The sequence below is a fragment of the Pseudomonas sp. 20P_3.2_Bac5 genome (assembly GCF_025466035.1).
Classification (GTDB): Bacteria; Pseudomonadota; Gammaproteobacteria; order Pseudomonadales; family Pseudomonadaceae; genus Aquipseudomonas.
Genome location: NZ_JANLOA010000116.1, coordinates 1 through 13,114, shown reverse-complemented (window position 1 = coordinate 13,114; position 13,114 = coordinate 1). Strand labels below are relative to the sequence as shown.

The 13,114-nt window shown below is 67.4% G+C and carries 3 protein-coding genes; all 3 read left to right on the top strand.

Going from position 1 to position 13,114, the window contains the following annotated elements:
* Window positions 1–125: 125 nt before the first annotated feature.
* The gene (locus NTD88_RS21445) at window positions 126–3,782 is read left to right on the top strand and encodes a hemagglutinin protein (protein ID WP_262155669.1); all 3,657 of its coding nucleotides are present in this window, start codon (window positions 126–128) and stop codon (window positions 3,780–3,782) included.
* Between the two features lie 15 nt (window positions 3,783–3,797).
* Entirely contained in the window at window positions 3,798–5,306 is a 1,509-nt protein-coding gene (locus tag NTD88_RS21440; protein ID WP_095156770.1) for a hypothetical protein, read from the top strand.
* A gap of 3 nt (window positions 5,307–5,309) precedes the next feature.
* On the top strand, window positions 5,310–13,114 hold a 7,805-nt coding region (locus NTD88_RS21435), incomplete at its 3' end, for a hypothetical protein (RefSeq protein ID WP_262191758.1).

Sequence of the window (13,114 nt, the reverse complement as noted above, 5' to 3'; positions counted from 1 at the left end):
TGGACTGGACCGGGCTGGGCAGCTACGGGCCGGGCTGGACGCCGCTGTCGCTGCCGCTGCTGCCGGGAGACCGGGTAACCACCGGTCCGCAGTGATCCGTCCACGTCTCGCCGCAGGAGGCCGCCATGAGCGCACCGATATTCGAGCAAGTCGTTACGGGGTTGTACCGTTTGTCCACCACCGCCGAGAGCGGCCTGCCCGACTATTGGGCGGGCTACCTCGCCAGCCCCGGCAGCGCCCTGGGCAGCAGCGCCAACCTGCCCGAAACCTGGGCCGACCTGGGCGGCGCCTACCTGTTCCTGGCCAGCGCGCCGGCTGACCCGCAGGCGTTTCTCGACGGCTTGCGCGCGCTCTGGTCGCGCTTGTCTCCCAAAGGCTGGCTGCGCTTTCTGTGGATCGCCAACCCCGAGGCGCCGGCCAGCCAATGGCAGACCCAGGGCATCGACGCCCTGCCACTGCAGGCCGACAAGCCGGGTGGCGACTGGCGGGTGGTGCGCGACGCGCGCTTCGCCCTTGGCCAGTACGCAGTCGCAGTGGGTGGCGCCACGACGTTGAGCCTCGGCGACAACAGCATTCTGTTCGCTGGCAGCCGCCTGGCCTTTTCCGCGCCGGGCGGCGTCTACCCGTCCAGCCAGGCCAGTTGTCCGCTGCCGCTGTACGGCGCGCAACTGGGCTGCCTGACCTTCAGCCTCGACGCCGACAAAGGCAACGACCCGAACGGCGACGACCTAGAACGCCTCGGGGTGATGTTGCGTTACAGCGAAGCGGATGCGGACAGCCCGGTGGGCGCGGTGGACATCATCGACATGCCGCTGTTCCGGCAACTGGACGCCACACCCTTCAGCCTGCTGCTGAGCTTCGACCCGCTGAACCCGGCGCTGCCGGCCCGCACCGCGCTGAGCTTCGACCCCGTCGCCGGCGTACCGACCCTGGAATTCGCCCAGCGCACCAACACCGGCCACACCAGCCGTGCAACGCCGCGCGCCGCCAGCGGCAACCTGCCGGGCGGGCGCCTGAGTTTCGGCCGCACCCCCCTGTTCGACGCCGAAGATCCGCACAGCGCCAGCCTGGTCTGGCACCTCGCCCCGGATGGCCTGTTCGACCTCGACACGCCGCAGCAAGCACAAGGAGACGGCAGCAACACCCGGTTGATTCTCGGCGTCTCCGGTACCGAGAACGTGGTGCTGCCCAACGCCGGCGGCTCACTGCTGCTGTTCCAGGCCAACGGCCCGGCCTACCTGCCGCCCACGGTGGAAGGCGATGCCGCAACGGCGATGACCGACCTCGGCACCACCGCCTGGGTCACCGTGCTGTCCGATGGCGGCACCGGCCGCGACTATGAAGCCCAGCCACCGCGCTCGCCGCTGTTCAATGCCGCATCGGTGCCGGTGCCGGGTTTCCTCGCCTACCTGAACATGACCGCCGCCAGCCTGCCGACCCTGCAAGCCAGCGGGCAGACCGCGCCCACGGTCTGGCCCATGGGCGTGTACGGGCGCATTCCGCCGGCGGCCATCGACATGGCCGCGCACATCGAAGACGCGGCGCTGGCGCCCCTGCGCCGGCAACTGATCGGCCTGCCGCCGCTGGAAATGCAGCGCAGCGCGCCCACCGGCCGCCTGCGCCTGGGCAGCGAAGCGCTGGCCGGCGACACTCCGCCGCTGGGCGTCACCCCCACCGGCCTGATCGCCGTGCTCAATCAGGCGCAGACCGCCTGGGCCGGGGTGCTGTTCGCCAACATGCCGCAGTCGGACACCGGGCAACTGATCCTCACCGAGGTCAAGCCGCCGTTCCAGGCGGCGTTGCAGTCGAACCAACTGTTCATGGTGGTGGCCAATGTCGACACCTTCATGGACCAGGGCACCTCGGTGGCCTACCAGCTCACCGCCGCCAACGCCGTCTCGCGCCTGCTCGCCGCCGGTGTGCCGCCAACACAGGCCCAGGCCATCAACCAGGCCCTGGCCGGGCAGAACCCGCCTTACCCGGAGTTCGCCAACGAGGCGGCCTTCGATGCGGTGGTCGCCAGCAGCGCCGGCGACTACCTGCCCCAGGCCCAGGCCGCAGCGGGCCTGCTGCGCGCCGATATCGAAGGCTGGAACTTCCAGTTGTCACCACGGGCATGGCGCACCGATGCACTGACACCGACCTTGATGCTGTTCAAGTTCTGTGGCCGCTCGATCACCGAACTGGCGGCCAACACCAGTGCCTGGTCCTGGCCGCAGGTCGCGATGAACGCCGATGGTTCGTTGCAGCCGGCCCGCACGGCGCTCGACGCGATCATCGCCAAGGCCCGGCTGGCGGCGCTGGACCCGGCGGTGGCCGCCGATGATCCGCTGGTGCTGTTCTACCACGAGGTGCTGGACAACCCGCTGTGGAACGGCGTGCTGTTCCTGAATGCGCCCATCGACTTCCAGGACATGCCGTCGGCGCTGCGCTTCATGGCCGCCGGCGTCGACCGCTCGCGGTTCTACGCCCATCACGTCGGCTTTTCGGTCACGCCGTACACGCCCCACGACGGCATCATCGACCTGGGCCAGACCGCCGCCTTCGGCCTGATCGACTACAACGACCCGGACGACCTGGTGGCGTCCACCACCATCCCCTTCGGCTACAAGACCCTGTCCATGCGCGTGCGCTTCGAGAACGCGCGGGTGGTGGATTTTTCCGCCGAGGCCGAACTGATGGTCAACCGCCTGTTCGGCTCCTGGCTGGCCAAGGTCGACCGGGCGCGGGGCAACAACCTGATTCTGTCCGGCAGCTACCAGCGTATCGGCGGCCAGCCGAGCTATTCCTTCAGCCTGCTGGGCGACAACGTCTACCAGAGCAACGGCGCGGCGCTGGCCTCCATCGATATCCGCGATTGCCGCATGGAGACCGCCGCAGCACCGGTGGACGGCCTGTTGACCGCCAACTTCGTGTTGTCGGGGCGGCTGGCCTTCGTCGAACTGCCGGAGTTCGACCTGTTCAGCTACGGGCCCGGCACCGCAGTGAACGGCTACCTGAGCTTCCAGGGGCTGGCGGTGAGCATGTCGTTCCCCATGCAGACCCCGGAACAGCAGCATTTCACCTCGGGCGAAGCCGGGGTCAGCTTCGACACCAGCCCCGGCGCGTCCCTCGCCCGACCGGCGTCGCTGGTGGAAAATTTCCCGCTGCGCCTCGACGGCCTGGTGGCCGCGCCCGACCTGGCGAACGCCGGCGAGCCGCCGCAGGGCGCGACTCCGGAAAGCCTCGGGTTCACCTCCATCGGCGCGCCGCTGGACCAAGTGCCGCTGACCGCGCCGTGGTTCGGCCTGAGCCTGGCGCTGGACATGGGCACCCTCGGCGCCCTGAGCGGCGCCATCGGCTTGAAGATCACCCTGCTCGCGGCCTGGGGCCCGGAGCCGGTGGCCGGTGACCCGCCGGTGTACCTCGGGATCAAGCTTGGCATGTCCAACGCCATCAGCGGCAGCCTGCCGCTGCAAGGCGTGCTCAAGCTCGGCTTTCGCAATTTTCTCTTCGAGACCTGGCGCGACAGCGACGACCGCCTGAATTACCTGCTGCGCATGCGCCGCTTCGCCGTGTCGGTGCTGGCCTGGAGTTTCCCGCCGGGCAACGCCGACCTGCTGCTGTTCGGCGCCCCCGGCAGCCCGAAATCCTCGCTGGGCTGGTACGCCGCCTATGCCAAGGACGACGACAAGAAAACCCAGACCCTGCTGGCCGGCCCCGCGCCGCGCCAGGTGCAACGGCGCACGCCGGACGCGAAACGCCTGGCCCGCTCGGGGCGGCGTACGCCGCCGGTTATCTGATCAAGGAAGATTTCGATGAGCAGCCACTTTCGTGTGTATTCGCTGGATGTCGGCCAAGGCATGTCGACCCTGTTCGCGGTCTATGACAAGGATGGCAAGGTCACTGCGCTGGCGCTATTCGACCTGGGTTCGTCTCACAACTCCAAGACCGCCGGGCGCCCGACCCTTGAGTTCCTGAAGAACATGGCGCTGCAACGGGAAAGTCCCAACGGCCACATCGACGCGATATTCATTTCCCACAAGGACAAAGACCACGTCAGCCTGTTGTACGGAAACCAGACAGAGGTAGATCCACTGCTGGGTCTTCTGCAATTACTGCCGAACATGACCATCGGTCGCGTCCGCTATGGCGGCCGTTACAGTTGGTACGACGGGATCGCCACCGTAAAGAAGAAGAGCGTCAATCTCCTCACCCTGTTGAAAGCCAGGACCTTCATTCCAGACTTCGATGTCAGAGGGTTTCCCGTTGGAGCCAGCAACTATCGCAGCGATTTTACAGAGGGCCGGTTGTGGGGAGGTGAAGACTTCGGGGTCTTCCTGCTCGCTGCCAACACGCCATACAAGACCGAGCGGGTTGGCACGGAGGAAGACCATATCTCCACACGGCCCGACGGCGACCAAGCCAACTCCAAGAGCCTGGTGTTGGTCCTGGCCGTGAATGCCGGCAGCAACCACTACTGCGCGGTCATCGGCGGCGATGCCACCTTTCCAACGTTTCAGTACATCAACAGCTTCTTCGACGGGACGATTCCCAACTGCTACATGGTCTTGCTGCCACACCACGGTAGCCGCAGGACCACCTTCGGCTTGAACGTGAAAGATGCAGTCATCAGCGACGTCAATCGGGAAGTGGTCAAAACCTACGCCCAGCGCATGGCCGGCAAGACCGTGATCGCCAGCGCCGATATCGTTCAGCGCTATGGCCACCCATCGCTGGAAACCAGCCAGTTGTTTCTCGACTACGCAGAAACAAAGGCCTGGTGGTCCGATCCACTGGTGGGCGACGGACGTCACTTCACCACCACCAACGTCGACTATGCCCTGCAGCCCGGCCTCTATGATCAGCGAGGCTTCAAGACCATCCTTACCTCGCAGAACCTGTATTCGACGCTCTATTACGACAGCACCAAGGTGTCGAGCCCGATGGTCGCGTTCTCGCCCTACATCGGCTTCACCACGCCGCCCTACAGCGCCAGTCTCTCCTTTTCCGCAGGCATGAACTGGATCTATACGCTGCTGCCACGGCCGCTGGACTTCCTCATCGACTTTCGCGGTGTCACCAGCAACCGCTTGCCCAGTGATGAGTCCCTCATTGTGCGCAGTGCCGAAGAACTGCTAACCACCCACACCTTCGTCTACCGCGCCAGCGGTACTCCGGCGCCGCCGTCACCGGCAGCACCCGCCGCAGCCGTATCCCCCCGGCAGGACCGCCCCGCCAACGATGCCGGTCGCGCTCGCGCTCCGGCGCAGCCGCACCGCCTGGCCCCGCGCCTGACCACCCCGTTTCCTGCCAAAAGGCCGTAATTCATGTCTCTGTCTTCGACGTACGCGATCCTCAAGGCCGCCATCACCCCGCAGCAGACGCTCGACCTCTGGGCAGTCTCGGCCAACCCGGGTTTGCCGGGACTGAGAGGTGTGCTGCAACTGTTCGGACTGACCGATAGCTATGTGATCAGCGCGGCAAGCATCACTCAGGGACTCGATCGCGTGAACCTGACCGGGAACGGTCGCTACGGCCAGCCAGGCGACCCGCAAGGCATGCGCTTCGCCGCCTACGTGACGCTGCTGTACACCGAACAGCAAGACCAGGCAGGCGTTTTTCAGTTGTCGATGGCGCTCACTGAACCGGGCTGGACGTTCCAGCGCTTTTTCAACCCCGCGGGTCTGCCCGACAGCGAGCGCTTACAAAGCGATGACATGTCTGTCATCTGGGGGCCTTCCTTCCTGTTGTCTCTGGGACTGACCGCCCCGGTCTTCCGCGCAGATAGCCGGCCCGAGGCCAGCCTGACGCTTTCCGGGGCCTTGCCGGAATCTGCCGTGTTCGAGACGTTCGCCGACCTGCTGGCGCCCTGGCCACTGGCCTTGAGCGGCACATTGCAGATGCCGGCGGACTGGACCCATGCGGTGGTTATGACCCTGCGTGCAACCGCCGCGAGTTCCGCAACACTGCCCATCGACCCCGCGAGCGGGCTCGCCGGTGGCCCGGGCGGCTTGAGCCTGCGTGACCTGGGGCTGGAACTGGTGGTACGTGACGACCTGGATGAACAGCAGTGGGACAGGACCTCGTTCTCAGTCGCCAATCTTCTGGGCACAGTAACCCTCGGCAGCGGCGCCGATGCATTGGTGGCAACCGTCACCACCCAGGTGCTCACCGCAGGTCCCGAGTGGCATATGACAGCAGTCTTCGACCCGCAGCATGCCTCGATCGTCCGCGGCATGGCGCAACTGACCACCCTGTTCGGCCTTCCGGCATTGCCGCTACCGGATAACTTCCCGTTGATGGAGACCTTTCGGTTCCGCAGCGTCGAACTGTTTTTCACCTCCCCCAAAGACCATGTCCTGCCGACCCTGCGCTTTCTCGTGGTGTCCATCGGCTCCGACCAGGAGTGGACGCCACCGGTGCCTTTCGTCACCTTGCACAACGTCGGTACACGCTGGATCTGGGGCTGGAGCAACAATGCCAGCGGCAAGAGCGTCAGTTCGGTCTCAGGTTCGGTCAGCGGCGCCCTGCGCTTCGGCGCCAAGGGCGCGCAGGACAAGGTGGACATCAATGTCAGTGTCGCCCTTCCCGACCTGTTCATCGAAGGCAGCATGCAGGCCGGCGACTACATTCCGATCGGCGAGGCGTTCTCTTACTACTTCGGAGCACCGGGCCCGACAGCGGGAGGCCTCAGCAGCGCGGTGATATCCGCGCTGGCATTCTCCGCCGACCCCCTCGGCCAGATGTACAACGCCAGCACCACCGTGGTCTTCCTCGATCCGTCCTCAGGCGAACCCGAGCCTGGCCAGGGCTGGACCGTCGACCTGGTGGTCATTGACCTGGTGCTCGAACAGATCGATTTCTGGATCGCCGTACAAAGTGGCCGCGTCGGTGGCGGTCTGTCGGGTGTTTTCTCGTTCTATCCCGATGCCGCACCAGACGACTACGAAAGCCCGCGGTTGATGCTCTCCGCCAGCTATCCGATCCAGAACCCGGACACGCCCCAGGGCTGGCTCTTCGCCGGTCATCTCTACCAAGGCACCAGCATCAACCTCACCGACCTCGTCTCGCAGTTCCTCGGCCTTGGCCGCGCACCCGCCTCGGTGCCGGTACTGATGGTCGACCGCCTCGACGTCAGCTTCGCCACCGGTGACCAGTCCTATGCCCTCGGCGGCACCATCTCGATGCGCTGGACCCCGGAGCTGTTCGGCACGCCGCTGAAGATCTCGGCGGCGGCCAGCATCGATATCGCCCGGGACGGCAGCACCCCGGCGGACAAACCGGCCTCGGGCCGCCTGAGCGGCGAGTTCTCGATCAACCGCATCGGCATCGAAGTGGGTATGGACGTCGGCGTCGACGAGCCGACCTACCTGCTCAAGGTCTACGTCGACACTATCTGGGTCCAGGCCATCACCGCCTGGCGCGGCGAGAAGGACAGCACCACCAACCCGCGCCATCAAGTGGTGTCGGTGAACCTCGGCGGCACGACCCTGGGCGACATGCTCGAATACCTGGTCAACCTCGCCGCGCCGACCCTGGGCTTCACCCTCGACGCGCCGTGGGACGTGCTCAAGCGCATCGAGCTGTCGAGCTTCGTGTTCACCCTCGACCCGACCAACAATCTGGTGGAGTTCGTCTACAAGGCCAAGGTCGATCTCGGTTTCGGCAGCCTCTCGGCCATCGGCGTGCGCTACACCCGCGCCGGCGCCGGCAAGGTCGAGCTGATCCTCGAAGGCTCGCTGCTGGGCAAGTCCTATACCGGCGACGACGCGCTGGCCTGGGACGTGGTCAACGACCCGCCGCCCGCCGTGCCCGGCACCGGCTCGGCGCTGGTGGACCTGCGCTACCTCGGCATCGGCCAACGCATCCGCCTGCAGAATCCGGTGGACACCGTGGCCGGCAACCTGGCCCTGCTCAAGCAGTTCATGCGCCCGGTGGAAAACCCCAACAACCTGCCGGGCACCGCCGGCACCATCGCCTTTTCCGCCGACAGCCAGTGGCTGATCGGCCTGGACATCGGTTTGATGGCCGGCACGGTCGACCTTGGTTTCCTGTTCAACGACCCGATTCTCTACGGCCTGTCAGTGGGCCTGAATGGCGAGAAGGCCGGCAGCCTCGCCGGCCTGCGTTTCGAGATTCTGTACAAGAAGATTTCCGACGACGTCGGCATGTTTCGCGTCGAACTGCGCCTGCCCGACGCCTTCCGTACCTTCCAGCTCGGGGTCGCCTCGCTGACCCTCGGCACGGTGGTGATCGAGGTCTACACCAACGGCAATTTCAAGGTGGACCTGGGCTTCCCGTACAACCAGGATTTCAGCCGCTCGTTCTCGGTCCAGGCCTATATCTTCATCGGCCGTGGCGGGATCTATTTCGGCCTGCTGGATGGCGTCACCTCCAGCCAGGTGCCGCGCATCACCAACGGCACCTTTTCGCCGGTGCTGGAACTGGGCATCGGTCTGGCCGTCGGGGTCGGCCGCGAGATTCGCGCCGGCATTCTTGGCGGCGGCGCCTATGTCGAAGTGCAGGTGATCTTCCAGGGCGTGCTCGGCTGGTTCAACCCGTCCAGCGCCGGACTGCCGTCGGCGCAGTATTTCCGCGCCCAGGGCATCGCCGCGCTGCACGGCAAAGTCTACGGCTACGTCGATTTCAAAGTGATCAAAGTCTCGGTGAGCCTGGAGGCCTATGCCCAGGTCAGCGCGCTGTTCGAGTGCTACCGGCCGACCGAATTCACCCTCAAGGTTTCGGTGCGCGCCGAGGCCAAGGTGAAGGTCCTGTTTATCAAGATTTCCTTCAGTTTCCATGTCTCGCTGGAGCTGGCCTTCACCCTCGGTTCGGTGCAGCAGACGCCGTGGATCGTCGCCCCCGGTGGCGATCCAAAAAGCTTCAAGAACAACGCCCGGCTCCTCGCCACGCCCGGCCGCGCCGGCAGTCTGGCCCTCGGTGGCGGACCCCGGGCACGGCGCAACCGCAACCAGCGCATCGCCGTGCTGCGCGACCAGCACTTGCACCGGATCACCCAGCGCAAACGCGGCGCCGGCCTGCTCGCCACGCTGCAGGACAGCGACTGGAACTGGAACCCGTCGCGCAGCCTGTGGCCCGACGGCAAGCCACGTCAGGCCCTTCTCTACTTGCTGCCGAGCATTTCCATCGGCCAGTTGCCGGTGTCCTGGAACGGTCCCGCGCAACCCGACGCCGCGCCGCTGTACCGTGCGGCCTTTATCCTCTGCGCCAACTCCGGGGTCGATCCCGACGCCGCCACCGCCCGTGGCGAAGCGCTGCGTTCGGCGCAACATCACGCCCTGGCGGCCAGTGCCGAAGACACCCAGAGCCTGACGCCCGACCTGTGGGTACGCACCGTTCTGCTCTACGCGCTGTACGCCATTCCGGACGGCCCGCAAACCGAAACCGACCCGCTCACCGCCGGCCAACTGGCGCTGCTCGCCGCCGCCCTCGACGACCCGCAAACCGCCGATGACGCCTTCGCCTGGGCGAAACTCGACACCCTGTTCGCCACCAACCTGCACCTGCTGCTGTCCGCCGACCCTGACTCCGGCGCCGACACCGACGCCATCGAGGTCGGCGGCATGGTCGCGCCACTGCCGCCGGGGCTGACCCGCACTGGCACGCCGGGCGGTACGCTGAACTTTGCCGAGGTCAACCCGGTCGGTCCCTGGTACGAATGGGACCTGGCGCAATACATGGGCCAGTACCTGCCGGTGGGCGGCGCCAGCGGACCGCGTCCGCAGACCGACGACCCGGCCACCTACGAGTCCTTCCCCACCTTCATCTTCCGCGACTACTGCCTGATGCTGGTCAAGGCCGCCGTGCAGGAGGCCCAGGACCTGCTGGCCAGCACCACTCTCAGCGTCGCCGACAACGGCAGCGGCCAGGGCCAGTCGCTGGCCGAACTGGCGGCGCGCTTCGCCCACGCGACCATCGACTACCCGGTACGCGCCGGCGACACCGTGGAAAGCGTGGCCCAGGCCCTCGGCGCCACGAGCGCCGAACTGCTGTTCCTCAACCCGGACCTGGAGCAGCAACTGGCCAACGCGGCGGTGGGCAGCCGCCTGCCGGTGAACCTGGGCATCGCCCCGGAAGTGCTGGCCCAGGACAACGCCGGCGCAGCCTTCGCCCTGACCAGCGTCGAGCTGGGCGCCGTGCTGCACCAGGTGGCCGACGCCGAGACCCTCGACACGATCGCCAGCTTGTTCAACCTCACCAGTGCCGTCACGCTGTTCAGCGACAGCACTGGCGATACCGGCCTGGGCGCTTCGACCGCCCTGCTCGACGCCAGCACGCCGTTCGACCTGCCAGCACGCACCTGGAGCAACGGCCCGACCAGCCGCCTGCTCGCCGCCGCCACCGCCTATGTGCGCTACCGGCAGCCGCAACTGATTCCGGCGGACTGGTACGCCCAGGCGGTGTTCGATGGCAACGCCGAGCTGATTTCCCGTCTGACCCGCGACGACCTCAGCGTCGACAGCCAGGAGCTGCCACCCGGCCAGTCGCTGGTGGTGCCGCTGGGCTTCAATGCCGTGACGCCGACCACGACCTACCTGACCCAGCCCGGCGACACCGTGGCGCGGATCGCCGCGACCCTGGCGCTGGTGCAGGTCTACCCCGACACTTCGCCGCCGCAAGCGGCGGACTGGCAGGACTTCCTCACGGCCGTCAGCGGCAGCGATGGCAGCTACGGCCTGCCGGCCAGCAGCGGCGTGCTCGCGACCCCGGGCGAAAGCCTCGAGGTCCTGGCCCGACGCCTGCTGTTGAATGTGAGCTGGAGCGGCAATGCCGATGATCCGGCCCTCGGCACCTGGACCTATGACTGGCCGGCGATCCTCGTCTGGGCCGGCGCGGCGCCGTTCCTCGCGCCACTGGCGCTGGTGCCGGTGCCGGCGGCCGTGGCCAAGGCGGCCGACGGTGAATCACTGAGTTTCACCGCCATCGCCAACACCTACGGCCTGAGCGTGGCCGATGCCGCCGAGCGCCTGGAAACGGTTGCCGGCCTGTATGCCATCGACACCGTCCTGACCGTCACCCAGGTGCCGGTGACCACGGTCGCGCAGTTGCTCAGCGATATCCTCGGCGGCGCGGCCTTGCCGCGCATCGTCAACCAGGGTTCGCGCTCGCTGATGGCCGGCCTGCGCGCACCGCAACCGGTGACCGTGGACGGCCACGTCGTCGCCGACCCGCAACAGGCCGCGCCGCTCTACGACCTCACCGGCCAGCAGTTCGACCTGGCAGTGGATAGCGACCCGACCAAGACCAACGACATTGCCTTGCAGATGACCCTGACCGCCCAAAGCCCGTGGATCAGTTTGGTGGGCAGCACCGTCGCCGATGGTCGCCAGGCGGTAGCCAGTAGTTTCCTGTCCCGCGCCGCCGCGCCCGCTGGGATGGTGGTCCCAACCACCACCGTGGACAGCCTCGACTACAGCTACAGCAACGCCGAGATCATCGCCATGGGCCCCGCCACCAGCCTGACCCTGCCGGTGGTCGACGGCCCGGCGCCGATGCGCCTCGCCGTGGTTTCGCCACGCGCCTACGGCCTGACCCAGCGCATCGAGCTGCAAACCCCGCTGGCCTTGCCGATTCCCGGCATGGACGGTCCGCCCGTGAGCGCCCAGCCGACCCTCTGGCCGCTGCCCGCCGACCTGCGGGCCAAGGCCCTCGCCGGTTCGACGGTGGCCTACGACCTGCTGACCACCGAACAAGGCGCCGCCGCCGGACGCGATGCGGTCACCGTGAGCAACGCGACCTGGGGCTGCCGGATCCCGATCGCGATCAAGCAAATCAACGACGCCCTGACCCTGTTCGCCCTGCAAGGCGTGGACGAGGCCGAGCGCCCGACCCTGCTCGCCTTGCGCGCCTGGCTGGCGGCCGGGCAAGGCGCCGGCAGCGTGGTCAAGGTGCTCGCGCAACCGGCGCCGAACGCCGGCAATGCCGCGGGCATCAGTGTGCTGGCGGGGACGCCGGAGCAGACCTGGCTGATCCAGGCCAACCTGTCCACCGAGAGCGTGCCGCGCTCGCCGGACGTCAGCCTCGGCCGGGTCCGCAGCCTCGCCCGGGATGGCGACCAGTCGAGTCCGGCCGCGTCGCTGGAAGATCTGCAACGCTTCGTCACCCTGCTCTGGGAAGGCAGCGTGGTCGGCGGCACCGGCTACACCTTCGGCCTGGAAAGCGGCCTGCCGGCCAGCGCCCTGGATGCCAACGGCGTCGCCAGCATCGACCTGCTGGTGATCGCCGGCAGCCAGCAGGCGCTGGCGCCGCAAGGCCGTTCGCTGCTGCCGTTCAACACCTGCGCGTTGATCGCGCCGGGGCTGGACGCGACCATCGGCACTCTCTATGCCGAAGACCACAACGAAGACGACACCCAGCTCCAGGCGCTGGTGCCGGCGGGCAGCGTCGGCTTCAGCCTGACCCTCGAAGCGCCGCCGGAAGATACCCCGAGCAGCGCCGAACTGCAGGCGCGGCGCCTGTTCAGCCTGCTCGGCGCGGCGATTCCGGCCATCGCCGGCTCACCCTATGTCATGCCCGCCTCGGGGATGCCGGCGCCGCCGACCCCGGTCGAGGAAAACGCGCCGTCCGCCTGGAAGCGCGAACGCCTGGTCCGCCGCGGCTTGCTGCAAGACAAACGCGAAGCACTGGAAGCCGACCCCTACTGGCTCTACGAGCAGGTATTGCCGCTGTACCGCTTCGCCACGCCGTCGCCGTTGCCACGGGTGCCTGGCCTGCCGGACCCGGACGACGACCCCTACCGTGGTTTCGGCTGGGCCGACAGCCTGCCGTCCGCCACCCTCGACCTGACCTTCCAGGACATTCTCGGCAACCAGACCGCCACCCCGCCTGCGGGTCAGGGCCAGGTCAGCCTGCCCAGCGGCTACACCGACCCGTTGCTGGGCGTCGGCGACTGGCCGGCGTTGGTCAGCGCGTACGCGGTGACCCGCGTCGAGGACGCCGTGACCCTGACGATCAGCCTGGAACCGCGCCCGGCCACGGTGATGCCGTCACCCAGCCAGCCCGGCGACGCCGCTGCGGCCACTGCCGACCGGCAGGCCGAGGCCTACGCCAAGGCCTATTACCAACTCGGCCAGCCGCTGACCGCCAGCGTCGCGACCAGCCTCGACACCAG